General features: G+C 47.0%; 22 protein-coding genes. 3 read left to right on the plus strand and 19 right to left on the minus strand.

The genetic code is table 11. The annotated features are described in order from the left end of the window. Positions 1-6: 6 nt before the first annotated feature. The 17 genes from CYCPU_RS0106425 to CYCPU_RS0106505 form a co-directional block, all read right to left on the minus strand. On the minus strand, positions 7-357 hold the full coding sequence (locus CYCPU_RS0106425; RefSeq protein ID WP_015006086.1) for a hypothetical protein: 351 nt from the start codon (positions 355-357) through the stop codon (positions 7-9). Between the two features lie 55 nt (positions 358-412). Next, complete coding sequence (locus CYCPU_RS0106430) at positions 413-1,027, minus strand: cytochrome c5 family protein (RefSeq protein WP_020162251.1); 615 nt, start codon at positions 1,025-1,027, stop codon at positions 413-415. Positions 1,028-1,042: 15 nt separating this feature from the next. Beyond that, positions 1,043-2,284, minus strand: coding sequence for a putative porin (locus CYCPU_RS0106435; protein ID WP_020162252.1), 1,242 nt, complete (start codon positions 2,282-2,284; stop codon positions 1,043-1,045). Positions 2,285-2,310: 26 nt separating this feature from the next. Continuing rightward, positions 2,311-2,670, minus strand: coding sequence for a hypothetical protein (locus CYCPU_RS0106440; protein WP_020162253.1), 360 nt, complete (start codon positions 2,668-2,670; stop codon positions 2,311-2,313). Further along, positions 2,660-3,319: a methyltransferase family protein gene (locus CYCPU_RS0106445; protein ID WP_020162254.1), complete on the minus strand. Its 660-nt coding sequence runs from the start codon at positions 3,317-3,319 to the stop codon at positions 2,660-2,662. Before CYCPU_RS0106445 ends, CYCPU_RS0106440 begins: the two co-directional genes overlap by 11 nt. A gap of 21 nt (positions 3,320-3,340) precedes the next feature. Further along, positions 3,341-3,637: a DUF2933 domain-containing protein gene (locus CYCPU_RS0106450; protein WP_015006090.1), complete on the minus strand. Its 297-nt coding sequence runs from the start codon at positions 3,635-3,637 to the stop codon at positions 3,341-3,343. A gap of 4 nt (positions 3,638-3,641) precedes the next feature. Beyond that, positions 3,642-4,007: a cupredoxin domain-containing protein gene (locus CYCPU_RS0106455; RefSeq protein ID WP_015006091.1), complete on the minus strand. Its 366-nt coding sequence runs from the start codon at positions 4,005-4,007 to the stop codon at positions 3,642-3,644. Between the two features lie 12 nt (positions 4,008-4,019). Continuing rightward, a complete protein-coding gene (locus tag CYCPU_RS0106460) occupies positions 4,020-6,296 on the minus strand; it encodes a heavy metal translocating P-type ATPase (protein WP_020162255.1) in 2,277 nt (758 codons plus the stop codon). 4 nt (positions 6,297-6,300) lie between these two features. Then, positions 6,301-6,747, minus strand: a complete 447-nt coding sequence (locus tag CYCPU_RS0106465) for a MerR family transcriptional regulator (RefSeq protein ID WP_020162256.1) — start codon at positions 6,745-6,747, stop codon at positions 6,301-6,303. 758 nt (positions 6,748-7,505) lie between these two features. Continuing rightward, positions 7,506-7,814 (minus strand): hypothetical protein, encoded by a 309-nt coding sequence (locus CYCPU_RS0106475; protein WP_232228600.1) that lies wholly within the window; start codon positions 7,812-7,814, stop codon positions 7,506-7,508. A gap of 58 nt (positions 7,815-7,872) precedes the next feature. Next, positions 7,873-8,427 (minus strand): c-type cytochrome, encoded by a 555-nt coding sequence (locus tag CYCPU_RS0106480; RefSeq protein WP_015006095.1) that lies wholly within the window; start codon positions 8,425-8,427, stop codon positions 7,873-7,875. Between the two features lie 90 nt (positions 8,428-8,517). Next, the gene (locus tag CYCPU_RS11995; RefSeq protein WP_026362614.1) at positions 8,518-8,817 is read right to left on the minus strand and encodes a hypothetical protein; all 300 of its coding nucleotides are present in this window, start codon (positions 8,815-8,817) and stop codon (positions 8,518-8,520) included. A 56-nt stretch (positions 8,818-8,873) separates the two neighbouring features. After that, positions 8,874-9,626, minus strand: a complete 753-nt coding sequence (locus CYCPU_RS0106490; protein WP_015006097.1) for a copper resistance protein B — start codon at positions 9,624-9,626, stop codon at positions 8,874-8,876. 13 nt (positions 9,627-9,639) lie between these two features. Continuing rightward, positions 9,640-11,514 (minus strand): copper resistance system multicopper oxidase, encoded by a 1,875-nt coding sequence (locus CYCPU_RS0106495; RefSeq protein WP_020162259.1) that lies wholly within the window; start codon positions 11,512-11,514, stop codon positions 9,640-9,642. Positions 11,515-11,541: 27 nt separating this feature from the next. Next, positions 11,542-12,051, minus strand: a complete 510-nt coding sequence (locus CYCPU_RS0106500) for a DUF411 domain-containing protein (protein WP_020162260.1) — start codon at positions 12,049-12,051, stop codon at positions 11,542-11,544. Between the two features lie 113 nt (positions 12,052-12,164). Beyond that, a complete protein-coding gene (locus CYCPU_RS12000) occupies positions 12,165-12,536 on the minus strand; it encodes a hypothetical protein (protein WP_156815271.1) in 372 nt (123 codons plus the stop codon). 213 nt (positions 12,537-12,749) lie between these two features. Continuing rightward, positions 12,750-13,649, minus strand: a complete 900-nt coding sequence (locus CYCPU_RS0106505; protein WP_156815272.1) for a hypothetical protein — start codon at positions 13,647-13,649, stop codon at positions 12,750-12,752. A 384-nt stretch (positions 13,650-14,033) separates the two neighbouring features. Between CYCPU_RS0106505 and CYCPU_RS0106510 the strand changes: the two genes are divergently transcribed. The 3 genes from CYCPU_RS0106510 (at position 14,034) to CYCPU_RS0106520 (ending at position 15,130) form a co-directional block, all read left to right on the plus strand. After that, positions 14,034-14,570 (plus strand): STY4526/YPO1902 family pathogenicity island replication protein, encoded by a 537-nt coding sequence (locus tag CYCPU_RS0106510; RefSeq protein ID WP_026362618.1) that lies wholly within the window; start codon positions 14,034-14,036, stop codon positions 14,568-14,570. A 97-nt stretch (positions 14,571-14,667) separates the two neighbouring features. Further along, on the plus strand, positions 14,668-14,907 hold the full coding sequence (locus CYCPU_RS0106515) for a DUF4177 domain-containing protein (RefSeq protein ID WP_020162263.1): 240 nt from the start codon (positions 14,668-14,670) through the stop codon (positions 14,905-14,907). A 4-nt stretch (positions 14,908-14,911) separates the two neighbouring features. After that, entirely contained in the window at positions 14,912-15,130 is a 219-nt protein-coding gene (locus CYCPU_RS0106520; protein ID WP_015006103.1) for a hypothetical protein, read from the plus strand. Positions 15,131-15,176: 46 nt separating this feature from the next. Here CYCPU_RS0106520 and radC read toward each other — a convergent pair whose 3' ends face one another. Then, on the minus strand, positions 15,177-15,668 hold the full coding sequence (gene radC, locus CYCPU_RS0106525) for a RadC family protein (protein ID WP_015006104.1): 492 nt from the start codon (positions 15,666-15,668) through the stop codon (positions 15,177-15,179). A 113-nt stretch (positions 15,669-15,781) separates the two neighbouring features. Beyond that, on the minus strand, positions 15,782-16,255 hold the full coding sequence (locus tag CYCPU_RS0106530) for a DUF3577 domain-containing protein (RefSeq protein WP_015006105.1): 474 nt from the start codon (positions 16,253-16,255) through the stop codon (positions 15,782-15,784). Positions 16,256-16,286 lie beyond the last annotated feature (31 nt).

The following is a 16,286-nucleotide window of genomic DNA, read 5'->3' on the forward strand; positions in this document are numbered from 1 at the left end:
TTTTCATCATTTTTTAAGTTCTACAATGTCGTGCTTCTTAACATTGCCCTTCGTGCTTATTGCCCGTGCAAAATGGTCATTAACTACGGACTTGATCTGTAAGGTGCCAACATAATCAACTCGATAGTCATCATCACCTTCCTCAACAGCGCCTTCCCAAACATAACGGTATACCTGGAGTTCTTGCCCCGTTTCAGCGCCATCCTCACTACCTATGCAGACAACGACTTCGTCATTATCGATGCCGACCACCTGACCCCTCATAATGTTTTCGTGATAAAACTGACTGCCAGCACAGGCGGTTAAAAGCCCTACAAAAACCACCAGAAAAGTTACCTTCATCATTCTGTTTAACATTTTAAGTACTCCTTTAATAAAAATTGATTAAGCACGTACCTAGTCGCGCTCAATGCTATTCTGAAAATGATGCTTTGATATACTTCAATGCTGCATTCAGGTCAGCATCCGAGAGCTGACTATTTCCACCTCGCGGCGGCATTGGCATTGAACCACCCGGACTTTGAATACCAGTGATGATATTGCTGAGTAGTTCACTATCACTTTTCGATAGACGGCCATTTTTTGCGTTAAAGTCTGGTACGCCTGGTATGCTGCCTTTGCCGTTCGCACCGTGGCAGGCCAGGCAATTGCTTTCATAAACCTGCTTTCCTGAGATACTGGCTGTATCAGTTGTCGTGGACTCAACTTGACCCAGATCGACATTTTCCACTCTGGCATTTGAGCCTTGTAAAAAAGTCAGCATATCGCGTGCCTCCTGCCCAGTAAGTCCTGCTCTCACTCTCATATGAAACACGCTTGTGACCCACTGATCATCGCGAAGGTCAGAGGGACTACGCATGTTATGGCAACGCGCACAGTTTTCGGACCATGCCTTACTACCCTGGGCAAAATCCCCTTCTTCCGGATAATCAAGTGCATACAGTGGCTGTATTGCCAATGCTGTGAGTAACAACAAAGCCGTTCTCTTGCTTAAGGTACTAACACTTTTCCAGATTAAATTAGTCATTACAGTTCTCCTCAATTAGAAGCCATAAGCCATTTGAAATAGGAATCTATCCTGATCGGCATCACTGCCTGCCTGCCCATCGTTGAATTCGTAACTGAGCTTACCGATAAAGTTATTGGTAAAGAGATAGTTGGTCCCTATAGCCCATTGCTGTTGGTCTTGGCTGTTATGGGGCGAGTCGAAATCCGTATAGCGGGCGACTAATTCCCATTTGGATTGATTGAATCGATAGGCTCCCTGGGTGTACCAAGTCTCCCAAGTCGCGCCTTCTGATGCGGCGGTACCGCTACCGGTATCAGCACCAACTTCCGTCTCAACATACTCACCGCGTAGATTGAACGCTTTGTATTGCCAGCTAAAATCCGCTCCGATTACGTCATAATCACGTGCACCTTCGTCACTCAGCGCACTACTGTCACCATCTTCAATTGAAGTCACCGTTGCTTTACCGCTTGCCGCCGACAGACCTAGCTCAAACCCCGAAAAGGGAATAATACCGAGGCGTCCGCCCACAACTTTCTCACCGTCGCCATCAGAGCCAAATCCCTCTGCCTCAACGCCATCCAGTTCGAATTCACCATCCTCGAATTCGGCGATTAATTCCGGGCCATTGCTGATATAAACAGCGTAGTTAGTCCTAATCGCGCCAATTGGAAACCCGCCACGCAACTGGAAACCTACATCAGAGACCGGGGCGGCACCATCATGGCCGAACCCAGGTGGTGCCGAAGGCAGTTTATTGATCCAGGAAGGGTGTAGGTTTTGCCGAAATTGGCCAATAGGACTTAAGAACTTCCCGCCCACTAAGACCATATAGTCATTGATAAACCAGTCGATGGTCAGGTATTCAAGATTAGTCTCCGTCTCACCATCATCCCCTACTTCAAACTCCAGTTCTGATTCAAGCATTACCAAATCGCGATACTGAAAGTGAAAAATGGGTGCGAAGGTGCCAACATTAAAGCTACCATCTTCCGATTCCGAATCGGTGTAGCCCACATCGGCATAGCCAGCCATGTGGATCAACGTATCGGGCTGTAGCCATTCACCAGCGGTAGCGACATCCTTTTTGATGACCTGGACTTCTTCTTTAGTCGCACTATTCTTAAGCTGCTGTTTAAGCTGATCCATTTCCTGTTGCATACGCTCCAAGCGCTCGGCCAACTCTTCAACCGAGGGTTCAGCTAATGCCGCCGTTGAAAAACTGGAAGCGACGACAGCGAATACGATAGTTTTTGCTACTCTATTGATGTTCATATCTTGTCTCCGTTGTTAGGTTAGATTTACCTACCGGGTGGTCGCTTGTGGCAACTCCATGGTTCATGACTGGCGTTGTCTTTCACGTTCTGATCGACAAATTTGTAATAGCCCTCTTTAAAATGCGTCCACCAGTCATGAGCAATGTCGCACTCGTGCTTCCTGACAATTTCCTCAATTTCATCCAACTGCCGTTTAGTGGCGTCATAGGCCACATTGAGTAAACTTTCTGATGCGTTTATCGAGACAGCATCGACACCCAACAGATGATCAATTTCTTGTACGATCAGTTGGTGGTTTTCCTCTACGGCACCTTCTAATCGCAGATGCCGTATCATTAGCGAGTTTTCATTTACACCGAGTTTGTGTTCCTGCTTACTGTTCATAAATATTTCCCTCCTGTATTGGCCCTAATTTGGGAATAAACGCTGGAGTGTTATTCCTGTAGTGAATGTACTGATCACCAAACTGCTCGATTGCCTGACGCTCTTCCGCTTTTGAAAGCCGGAGATACACCACCAACAAAATGGGAAACATGACCAGCGTGGGAATGGTTGGCCATTGCAACAAAAAGCCAAACATAATCAGGACAAAAGCGACGTATTGAGGATGGCGCATGCGTGCATACCATCCCGACGTCGCGAGTGCACCAGCCTGCTGTGCCTTGTGTAAAACGCTCCAGGCAGACGCCAATAGGAAGAACCCCAACACGATTAGCACATTGCTGGCGATATGTAACGGATCAAAATGTGCGTTGCCCTCAAAACCGAAGAGCGTATGCAGCAGGTGGCCGTTTTCATGGGCCAGAAAATCAACACCGGGATATTTCTCAGCCAACCAACCGGACAGGAAGTAAATGGTGAGCGGGAAGCCATACATTTCCGTAAACAAGGCGACAATAAACGCGGAAAATGCCCCAAGACTACGCCAGTCCCGCTGAGTCTTTGGCTTGGTGAAACTGAATGCAAAGAAGATAAATATTGCCGAATTCAGAATCACCAAGACCCATAAACCGTATGATTCGTGCTCATGCATGACGCTGCTCCTCAACCAAACCTATTGGTTTTTCTCTTGTTCTTCGCGATCACGAAGGCCATCTTCATAACCCTTTTGATAACCAAGATCGTTTTGCCCATTTCGGGCGTTATCTTCTCCATGCCCACCGTGTCCCCCATGACCATGGCCTCTATGCATAAAGATGTGCATCAGCGGGCACAGCAACAAAATCAGAAAAGGCAAAAACTGAAACAGGTGTTCACGATGCTCCATAAACAGGAAATAGCTGACGGCACCGATTAAGGTCAGGGCTGCCAAACCATTGGAGCTAAACCAGAATGATTGTTTTTGTGCCATGGCCTTAATCTCCGTTCTCGTTAACAATCAGCGCGCCTCGATACATTTGCATTTGGCAAGTGAAAGAGTATTCACCTGATGCCAGGGGCGGCAGGCTGATGTCTTTGGGTTTATTTAATGGCAACTCTTCACTGATATCGAAATCTGCAAAAACCACGGTCGCCGCACAAGGCGATGCATCTTTGCGGAGGAAGCGTAGCGTCGTGTCCTGGCCTGCCACTAATCGAATTCTTGAAGGCTCATAGGTACCGTTATCTACCACGACGGTCACGGTGTTTTTATCCACTGAAACTGCCTGCGGCTTATAAACCCAAAACCACCAAACAATCAGTGCGATCAGTAGCAGGCCCAACAGGTTAATGATCATCATGTCGGTTTCTCCCTAATGCTTCTGCGCTGTAAATAAGCGCAGACGATTTGCATTGGTCACCACAGTCAGCGATGAAAAGGCCATCGCTGCACCTGCAATGACTGGACTTAGCAGCAATCCCAGGAACGGATACAGCACACCAGCCGCGACCGGCACACCGGCTACGTTATAGATAAAGGCTCCCAATAGGTTTTGCTTGATATTGCTGAGCGTCGCCTTACTGACCGCAATGGCATCAGCCAAGCCATGCAGGGAACCCCGCATCAAGGTAATATCTGCACTTTCAATGGCGACATCCGTACCCGTGCCAATGGCAAAACCGACGTTCGCCAAGGCCAAGGCTGGGGCGTCGTTAATACCGTCGCCGGTCATGCCTACGATCTCGCCTTGTCCCTGCAATTCAGCGACCTTGTCAGATTTTTGATCGGGCAGAACTTCGGCAAAATACTCGGTAATACCGACTTTTTCTGCGACTGCTTTTGCGGTAGCCCGGTTGTCACCTGTCAGCATGACAACGCGCACACCATTTTTCTGAAGACGTTTTATTGCTTCAATGGAGTCCTCTTTAATGGGGTCAGATACGGCGATAATCGCGGCTAGCTGATCATCAACCGCTAGATACATTGGCGTTTGTGCAAGCGATGCCATACGCTGTGCGCTTGGAAGGTATTGCTCAATATCGACTCCCCTATCACGCATCAGTTTTTCATTACCAAACAATAAGGCATGACCATCGACAATACCCTCGACACCATGACCGGTAACTGAGTGAAACTGTTCAACAGGCTCGAGCTCAAGACCTCGACTCTTTGCCGACTCGATAATCGATAAAGCCAACGGATGTTCAGATCCTGCTTCCAGGCTGGCTGCCAACCGCAGAACCTTACTCTCGTTGTTTTCGTGTACCAGCTCAATATCAGTGACGGCAGGTTGACCTAGTGTGATGGTCCCTGTTTTATCCAAAATCATGGCCGTGACTTTCGATGCGGTCTGCAACGCTTCGCCATTACGGATCAGCACGCCAGCCTCGGCAGCCTTGCCTACGCCAACCATTACTGACATAGGGGTAGCCAGGCCCAGCGCACAGGGGCAGGCAATAATGAGTACGGTCGTTGCTGACACAATCGCAAAAGCTACTCGGGGATCAGGGCCGAAATTCAGCCAAACCAATGCGCTGATCACAGCAATAATCATCACGACAGGGACAAAGTACGCGGAAATAACATCGGCTAAACGGCCAATAGGCGGCTTTGAATTTTGCGCCCGTTTTACCATGTCTATGATCTGCGCCAGCGCGGTGTCTTTACCCACCCGCGTGGCTTTAAAGAGAATCGAACCACTCTTATTGATCGTACCGGCAACCACTTCATCACCTGTTGCCTTTTCTACGGGCATGGGTTCACCGGTCAGCATGGATTCATCTACCGCTGTCAGGCCGTCCGAAACAATGCCATCAACCGATATTTTCTCGCCGGGACGCACTCTAACGTGATCACCGAGTTGCACCCGTTCGATGGCAATGTCCACCTCTTCACCATTGCGCACAACCCTAGCCGTTTTTGGCTGCAATCCAATTAAGCGCTTTATTGCTTCCGATGTCCTACCACGCGCTTTAATTTCCAGCGCTAGGCCAAGGTTGATCAAGCCGATAATCATGGCTGTCGCTTCAAAATAGACGTGCCGCGCCATTTCCGGCACCAGCGAGGGAAAGAACACGACAAACATGGAGTAGATCCATGCGGTGCCCGTACCCAAGGCAATCAAGGTATCCATGTTGGCGCTGTGATTGGCAAAAGACTTCCAGGCACCGATATAGAAATGCCTGCCTGCGAAAAACATCACGCCAAATGTCAAAAGACCAACAATCAACCACACCGCTCGTTCCATCGTTGTGGTAACGGTCATCTCTCCGACAACCAGGCTGTAGATCATCAATGGCACACCAAGGGATAGCGCAATCCACATTTCCCGCATCAAGCGCTTGTGATATGCCTCGTCGGCTTTTTCCTTTTCATCGAGCACACTCTGATCCGAGCTATCGGTGATGCTTTCCGCATCATAACCAGCAGCCCTAATTGCATTAATCATCGCTTCGGCTGTAGCATGACCTGTAACAGAAACCGTGCTCTGTGCCAGGTTCATCACCGCCTCTTTAACGCCGTCAACCTTGTGTAGCGCGCCTTCAATCTTGCTCACACAGCTAGCACAGGACGCGCCGTGAATCCGGAGATATTCGGTCTCCTGCAGGCCATTGGCTTTATCTAATACGTGAATATCGGTTGGTTGCATCGCTCTAGTCCGCTGTGGAGATAGCATGATCGCCAAAACTGTTGGCGCTATCCCAGGTTTCGATTAGGTGACAAATACTCTCCCCTGATGGAACACGATCAGGTAAATCACGCCAATCACTCGAAGCCGACTCCATACGCGCCATCAGCTTCTGCGCATCGCGCATCTCTTCGCGTATGGCCTCTAATCTCTGGTCGATCAGCTTTCGAACTATTGGACAAGGGGTATCGCCGGACGCCGCCATATCCAGGATTTCTCGAATATCTTTCAAGCTAAAACCCAGCCTTTTGGCCGACAACAGAAAACGCAAACGCCTCTCTTGCTGTATTCCATAGCGCCGATAGCCATTGGCCGTATCCCGCTCCGGTGAAAGCAAACCCAGCTTGGTGTAGTGCCGGATCGTGTCAGCACTGACGTTAAATCGTCTGGCGATTTCAGTTACCGTTTTCATAACACCCTTCATCTTGATGTGTATGCGCAACCAACTAGCGGTATCGCAAATACTTTCCAGTTACTTTCCGAGTGCTGAAATTAGACGCACCCGGTCAAGGAATTGATCGTACAACCTGGGTGTAACACCTAGGTCAATAGGTCAATGTTTAGGAATTCCGAAATAACAGGCGCAGTGACGCCTATCGGAAAATCAGGTGTGTTTTGGAGGATGGAAAATACGAGAGGGGAGCCCGTAGGCACGTGCTCCAGAGGAAGCAGCCCGTAGGGTACTGCTAAACAGATCGAGATTAATTGATGATTTCTGGAATGCAGCTGCCCCACTGATCACACAGGACGAGGCGCATATTCCATTCATGCAATCGATATCGCAATTGTCGCAGGATTCGGAGGAAGCAGTGTCAGTGGTATTTTCGTGGCAAGGAGCTTTCGATGGTTCTTCTTGATTCCCATGATGAGCCATGGCAGAGGCCGCTATACTAGAATCCGCCATGATAAGGGAATGGGAGCTATCGTCCGTCATTGGTGCAGGCATAGCAGCCATTAGTGGCTGAGCAATCAACCCCCAAATAACCAACACTATGCCTATCGAACGAAACATAAACTTTCCCTTATATTGAGCAATTGCAGCATATACCCAGTGTACTGCAAGTTTTGACTTAAATCAAGCGATACACACTTAGGTTTTAATCCTAGGAGTCACTCCTGCAATAACGGCAGAATGAATGCGAGCGGCTAGTGGCCATGGAATATAGTGGATCAACTGTCTACCGCTGCTTCTAGTTGCTTAAGTAACTTTTGCATGTCTTTCAGACTGTTCTTTATTGCTACCAAATAGTCTAAATCATACTTACTTAAATCAGAACGAACTGACCGATTCTCTTTAACCAGCGAATTTCTCAGTAATAAAATTGTACTTTGTAGCGTAGACACTTGCTTCTTGATGTTACGAATTCGCTCTTCTTGACTTGTCGCAGCTGGGTATTCCTTCTGATACTGGAGTACATAGGATCGCTTTTTTACTACTTCTGCGGCTGGATCTTCACCGTTGTGCGCACTAGCCGTCATGGATAAAAATAGTACAGCTATTGCAGGAAAAATTGTTTTCATTGTTCTCTCGCTTTGATTAGTGATGTGACGAACCATTGGTTTCGTCTCGTGCTGTAAGGATTTGATATTGCTCTGGAGTTAAGTCGGGCAATTTTTGTAAAAACGCGACCATTGCCCAAATGCGCTGATCGTCATGTGTCGGTCCCCAAGCCGGCATACCGGACGCCTTAATTCCGTGTTTAATAATCCAGAATTGACGTCGAGCGCTTTGCTCGGAATCAGCATGATCGTGCCCATGCTCATCTTCTTTTTTACTGAGATTAGGCGGTGCGGGATACATGCCTATACTCATATCACTTTGTATTTTTCCGGGTTTTAGGTGGCAAGCGACACACATATCGTTATAGTCCGGCCCACCCGCCAGAAGCATCTCTGGGTCATCTAACGAAGGAACACTTATGTTTTGTGCTGCCCTCTTGATTGATTGTTCGCGCACCGTTTCCAAGAGCCAATAAGTCAACTTATTGTGAGGCACATCGGCTCCCATTGGATAAGCACCGGAATACACATAAATTGCTCCACCTGCGAATACACCGATGACAATAAGAATGAGGTATTTCACTGTTTTCATTTTTATATCCCTGGCGACATCAGTGGTCGCGCTTGTCAAAATTGGCTGCGGCAAGCCTGATTACAACCCGCCACATCTCAACAGTTCAGGCTAGTGGTTATGACCATCATTATGTTGATCCACTTTGTTAGCATCGCTGTCATCGGTTGTATTTTTTTCAGTATCACCATCATGATGGTTTTCAGCAGATTCTTCACTCATACACTTTTTCATCATTGCCATCATGATTGGATCATTCGCATCCATTTTTAAATGATCCATATTTTTCATTGCTTCACACTTGGGCTTCTCCCTCTTTGTCTTATGTTCAGATGGATCGTGAGCATGAACAGATGCGATTGAAAATAAGCTGACTAACAAAAAGCAAAAAGTGACATGTATATTCTTCATTGGTAAATCCTCATATTGATTTAGAGTATATTTAGTTAATTAAAGTGGTATAGGCGTTAAAACCATGCCCGCACGCCTATCACCCATTGGAGATCATCGGTGTCCCCTCCTTCGGCACGCGTGAAGTCAGCGGTATTACCAAAACTTTTGTTCCAGTTAACACCTATGTATGGGGCGAATTCACGTCGAATTTCGTAGCGCAACCTTAATCCAGCCTCAACATCAGAAAGACCGGAACCGATGCCGAGATCTTCATCGTTTTGCCCATAAAAATTGACTTCGATCTCAGGCGTTAAAATCAGCCGCTGGGTAAACAACAGTTCATACTCGGCTTCCAGTCGTAATGCAGTACGCCCACTTTCTCCGATAAATAATGCTGTGTCGATTTCAAAAAAATAGGGCGCGAGACCTTGAAAACCAAAGACCGCCCAGCTCCGATTCGGAGTGGGCTGAAAGTCCTGCCGTAACCCCACCTGTACATCCCAAAACGGTGCTATTGCCTGACTGTAGAGTGCCTGCAATTCGGCTTCCTCGGTTTCTCCATCATTTCGTTCTACTTCTGCCTTGAGCCATAGCTTTTGCAAATCTTTTCCAATCCAACCTTGCCCATCCAAAACCCACGGATTGCCATCATCTGCGTTGTGCACTTCAAGTTGATCAATTAGCACCTTAGTTAATAGCGGATCATCCTTAGCGCCCGCTAACACATGGTTTGCAGAACCCAGCAACAAAGATACGATAAGTGTGGATAAGCAGAATTTCCTGTTATACATGAGTGAGTTTGGTGATTGTCTATTAAATAACTTCATCGATTGATTCTCCTTAGCTCACTCGCACTTCGCGAAACATACCGGGCATGTGATACACCAAATGACAGTGGAAAGCCCAACGTCCAATGGCGTCAGCAGTGACTAAATAGCTAATTTTTGATCCCGGCTGAACGATCACCGTATGCTTGCGAGGAATAGCCTTCGGATCACCAGTTTCCAGCTCACTCCACATGCCATGTAGATGCATGGGGTGGCTCATCATGGTGTCGTTTACCAGTGTGATTCGTACACGCTCGCCGTATTTCAAGTGTAAGGGGTCAGCATCAGTAAACTTAATCCCATTCATTGACCACATATAGCGGCTCATATTACCGGTGAGATGCAGTTCTATTTCCCGAGTGGGTTCACGTGGATCAGATGTTGGATATAGATTTTTAATGTCGCCATAAGTCAGTACCCTTCGTCCATAATTCTGCTGGTGATTTCGCAAACCAATACCTGGGTCATTCAAACCGCTTTGAGGGCTCTCAGCACGCATATCAACATGAGGGCCCGTTTCACTGGCAACATGGGTTATTTCACGAGTGCTGCCAAAGCCAGCTTTCCCTAACGCTTCTACTTTTTTCCCATGGTTTTTGTGCTCCATGGTCTTCATGCCGCTCATCTGATGTTGATCATGATCCATACCTGGCATGTCGCTCATGTCGTGCGCGCTGTGATCCATAGCGGCCTTTCCCGCCATACCAGTCATACCGTGCATGCTGTGATCCATACCCATGCCCATATCACGGTGCCCTAATGTTGGTGCATCGTCCATGGCGGGTACCGATGGGGTCAGCCCGATATCCGGTGTTAATGTGCCACGGGTATAACCTGTACGGTCAATGCTTTGTGCAAAAACGGTATACGCGCTGTCATTACTGGGCTCGACAACAACATCGTAGGTCTCGGCAACACCGATACGAAATTCGTCGATCGTCACCGGCTCAATATTCTGACCATCAGCGGCCACTACTGTCATTTTTAAACCAGGAATACGCACGTCAAAAATGGTCATTGACGAGCCATTGATAAATCGTAAACGTACCTTTTCACCGCGTTTAAACAGACCGACCCAACCCTCATCAGGGGTGACACCGTTCATTAAATAGGTATAGGTGTAACCCGTAACATCGGATATATCGGTCTCACTCATGCGCATTTGATTCCACATAGAGCGCTCATTCCATGCCTGCGCGACACCTTTATCCTTAATATCCCGCCAGAGATCGCCAACTGTGCGTTCACGAAAGTTGTAGTAATGACTGAGTTTTTTTAATTTAGCGTAAATCGCCTGCGGGTCTTCATCAGACCAATCCGACAACATGACCACATAATCTCGATCATAACTAACGGGGTCGGGGTCTTTGGGGTCAATGATGATCGCACCGTACATCCCTGTCGGCTCCTGAAAGCCCGAGTGACTGTGGTACCAATAGGTACCACTTTGATTAATATCGAACTGGTACTCAAAAGTTTCACCCGGCTTTATGCCGTTGAAACTAAGACCGGGCACGCCATCCATGTCCGTTGGTAAGATAATGCCATGCCAATGAATAGAACTATCTTCAGCAAGGTTATTCTTAACCCGTAACTTCACTCGGTCACCCTCACGCCAACGCAATACCGGCGATGGCACTGAACCATTGATAGCCGTCGCCATACGATTCTTACCAGTGAAATTCACCGGTTGATAGCCTATGTTCAGATCAAACTCATTTCCTCTTAGCGTCGTTGGCCCCAGACGATTTGAGGGCGATGCCATTGATAATCCCGATCTAAGCCCTAAACCCAAAAGGGCACTACCCGCTGCAATGCCTGTCACAAATCGTCGGCGGGATATTAAAAGCGGCTCCAATAGTGTTTCGTCTTGCAAACTGTTTTTCATTTCATACCTCTCAAAATCAAATGCCAGCTAGCGCTTTCCATTGATATGCTCATAAACTGTGTGGCTACCATCTTTGCTTAAAAGCAATACATCGTATTCGTCACGGCGATCACCCACCTCCATACCAGGGCTACCCACGGGCATACCAGGTACAGCCAAACCAATGGCATCTTTAGGGGGGGCGGCAAGAAACTGCTGGATGATATGGCCAGGGATATGGCCTTCAAATACATAGCCATCACTTGAGACAGCGGTATGGCAGGACTGATAACGTGGCTCTATGCCTTTATCAGCTTTTATCTTGTTCAAATTCGCCGGGTGATGTACTTCGGATTCAAAGCCGAAATCCTCGATATGCGAGATCCACTTTTTGCAGCAACCGCAAGTTCGACTTTTATAGACATCCAGAGAGACTATTTCGCTGGTAATTGAATTTGATGCAGTGGTTAAACTTTCCTTATCGGAACACGCAACAACACTCATCAGTAACAGCGTGGTGGTGGCAAACCACCCCAAACTTCTAACAACCCATTTCATGGTAACTCCCACAGAGCACAAGGCCTTTTCAGACTTTCTATTCGGGAGTTTGGTGACTCCCGCCAACAACTATCGAGCAAGAAGCGCCGAATTTCAGGCGCACTTACCCTGTATTAGCGGGAAATGGGAGGGCGAAAGAGGGAGACAGCCAGTTGAAAGTCCGCAGACTCGTCATAGTGACCAGTTATCGATTTAAGACTAGAAGAAAAAATGGACTGGCATGCAGGCAATGCTACTGAGGAGCACCCACCCAAACTGCAATCGCAATCAGGACAGCAATCGGCGGTAGCCGCACCATCTAACGAGAACGCATTTGAGCCCATATGCTGAGAGTGATCCATCATACCCGAATCCATCATCTGCTCCTGAGCTTGCAAAGGGGCAGACAGGCTTTGGCAAGACATGCTCGTAGACGCAACGACCTGACCGATGAATGCCATCATCAGTAGCGCAACGATCAACTGTCTGTATTTTACTGTCCGCATGATTCGGTTTATTGCAAGTAGTGGGTCAATTTAGCTTCAGCTTTCATAGAGTACATCGTGGTTAGAATAGTTCAATTATTTTACTTCCGCAAGGGCTTGCCACGCCTTATCACAAGACACCTGACCTCAAAAACAGTCCTAACCAACTGTTTTTATATGATTTAATCCAAATATGCGCTGATCATATTTTGATCACCCTTCAGCTTCATCAGTCTATTCCGCACTGGGCAGTTTATAGCTATTACGTGCGTCCTTATCAATCAGCCCTGCCAAATACAGGTGCATCAGTACTTGTCTGATTGCATCCATATCAAGCTCATATTGCGCTGCCTTGATCTTCCGAATGACCGGCTGTATCTGGCCTCGAATAATGTCGTTAGAAAGATTGACTATCTTTTCTCGCTGCACAGAGTCATCGACAGATGCTTCCGGCTTGATAGCATCGGCCGTCTCTTTATCAGCGCACAAAGCTTCGCGCCGCATCGAATTTGCTAAACTAATGGCACCTAATGTAATGACTTCCAACAACAACGCCAGTAGTCCATAGCCGAAGTTTCTAACGGTTTCTATACTCACACCAAAAATCCGCCCCAAGACCGCAAAAAAGCGTGTTATTGGCACTTCATTCAACGCCGTATTCTTGCCTGCATTTGAAGATAGCTCCATCAGCCTTACCAGTGAACCTTTTAGTTCACGTATTCTCTCAGCGTTTTTTTCCCCTTCGACCCACTGTCGATGAAACTCACTATTGAGGCGTTTCTCCAGCAAACGCTCATGGTGGTTTATCTCCTGCCTAATCGCATCTGCCCTTTCTTGCAATACCCTATATTCCGTGGATTCTAATTGAGAGTTGTTAATGGCGACGAATTCAGCGGAAAGGAAAAATGCGCAACTAGCCAATAACGAAAACCCTGTGAGAACTAAAGCCATAACCCCATAATAATGACTACGCTGTCTTTCGGACCAAAATAAATATTTACCAAAATCGATACAGCATCCGATCAAGATAAACAAACCCGCTGCTAACAGATTTTTACTTAGTCCATTCCCTATCACGACATCACTGGACGCCACACCCGACAGAGAAAGAGCAAACAAGCTCGTTAAAATCATACTGACAAGGCAAAAGGTGTACTTAACGATCTGAATCAGGCGCATCACAAAGCGGCATATCTCACAGTGGATAAGCTATCCATAGTCCTACTCGCACCAGTTCTAATCTATATTCTTTCTTTCCGTTAAGAATAAAACTTTTTGGAATCAACGTGGTATCTAATAAGCACAAGTCTTTCGTGCTCACGTTTTCATAGTAATAACCGCCTACTATCCACCAAAACCTATGCCTCCAAACCTAGGTGTTAACCCCTTGTTTTATAAAATCTTTCTTCCATTTCTGAAAAGTTTCTCAACGTTATTTTTCTTCGTTGTCAATAGTATGGAATTGCTACCGAACAACATGGACTGACCAACCGTCAGGGAACGATGGAGTTACTATTTATGGCTAATTTTGAAGATAAGATGTGTCGCTCTGCGGCTAAAACATTGATGTCATCCCTAGAGTCTCTTCACTCTATTCATTTTGAAACGCATAAGCTTTCCGATGAACTACTCACCACGCTGTCCAAACTCAATCTCACCGAACAAAAATCGCTTGTAAACCGCGCTCGCTACTTTCTCAAAGTGGGCGTAGATGAAAAAGCACTGACAAGACAGCTAAAAGAGTTGGAAGACAAACGTGAAGCGCGTGAGTTAGAAGATATTTATCTTTTTCATGGCGCACCATTGGTTCTTATGCGTCGGTTATTTGGCATGCATGCTTCAGAGTTCTCCCGTCGCCGAAATGTTCTTAATATTCGTGGAGTAGGTAGTGGTAGGCCACCTCTATGTGACGAATCCTCCGATCATCGGATTTGGAAGCTTTGGCAGCACCATAAACAACTGGAGGAACGTGAACGTTTTCTCAAAATAGCCGACGAAACCAGTCTGGATCTTCACCTTATATGGAGCGCTTTACGCGAGCATATTGACAGTTGACTGCCTGAAATGTGACCTCGAAACCTCATTTTCTCATCCCAAATACAGTATAATTATTCATCCCTAAACGGACTCCAACCTTGAAGGAGAACAATGGATGTTTACTCAAAGCTCATTTCGCATCTCATGCATCTTGGCCATGCTACTTTTGTCCACGTCGGCAACAGCGGAGCAAAACTGGGAATATCTGGTCAAAACCTACCCCTTACTCGGCAATGACGGGGCATTAACCCAAACGTTGAATAAATTAGGTGAGCAGCAGTGGGAGCTTGTGAATTGCGCCAAAGGCAGTGCAAAGCTTACTTGTATTTTTAAGCGCCCTGCAAAAGGTGCCTAATCTGATGAAATGGCTCAAAGCATCTTATCTGTTCATTGCTGCATTAATTGTCGGTGTGCTCAGTTTATGCTGGCGCACCCTGCTATTTTTAATTGATCTAATCGATGGTGGTGATGACGAAAATGATCACGCCCCAACCGACAACATTATTCATTACAACCACCGAAGCGGTGAAATCGATCCGGTAAAACGTGTCGACGGCCTTTACGACAATAAGTTATAGAAAATGCCCGCAAAACCGAAGTTCTACGGGCATTGGGTTTGATCAACTAAAGCAACCCTCGCTCAGCAAACGATTCCACTGTCTCATCACCTACTATAAAGTGATCCAGTACCCGGATATCTATCAATGACAAAGCCTCTTTCAGCCGTTGTGTGATATTTCTATCACTCTGACTGGGCTCAGCCACTCCAGATGGATGATTGTGAGCAAAAATCACTGCAGCAGCATTCACCTGCAAAGCGGCCTTGACCACTTCACGGGGATAAACACTGCAACCATCAATGGTGCCCGCAAACATTTCCCGATACTCAATCAGTCTATATTGGCTATCAACAAACAGGCAGCTAAATACTTCTCGCTGCTGGCCTGCTAGCTGTAAGCGCAGATAGTCGCGTACTTCATGCGGGGAACTAAACACCTGGTCACGGGTTTTCAGTCGTGCATAGAGCAAGTGTTTGGCTTCAGCAATCAGTTGGTTTTCCTGCTCGAATGCCGTTTCGGTAGAATACATTTCATTCGAAGGTTTAACGGTTTTCATAATGTGCTCCCATAGGAATAGGGAACACACCAGGTCCTTATGGGAACGGTGGTTCCCATAAGGATGAAATGGACAGCATATTAACGCTAGGTCAATACTGCCCTGGTGGCGTGTTATCCATTTGCGACTTGAGGCGTGCCCTCATGATCATCAAAAGTACGTTGGTCTTCATAGACCAGTTCACCGTTGATTTTCATAGAGAGAATGCGCGTCAAGAAGCCACCTATCGCAGCCCCCAATTCACCGGCACGTTCACCTTGTTTATAGATGAATGCTTTGGCACGAGGGTTAGCCATATTGAAGCGAATCAGCACATTGGCATCCTCGGCTTCGATAGCTTCCCGGTGTTCTAACACAACACCGAGCACGGTTTCAGACGAAATAACGAGATCATGATATTCATAGTGCACGTTATCCGCTGGCCCCTGGATAACCGATACTTGAGCTGCATAGCGCTCAGGTTTACCTTCAGCACCGAATTCACGAATGCTGTTCAGATAACCGATGCCATTGGCATACTCGTTGAAGTACCGATTGTTTTCTGCAGTAGCAGAGGACGTTGTTGTATTTTCAGTTGGTTTACTCATAGCAGTGCTCCTGATTCAATGAGTTGATGTG

Source organism: Cycloclasticus pugetii PS-1, assembly GCF_000384415.1.
GTDB classification, from domain to species: domain Bacteria; phylum Pseudomonadota; class Gammaproteobacteria; order Methylococcales; family Cycloclasticaceae; genus Cycloclasticus; species Cycloclasticus pugetii.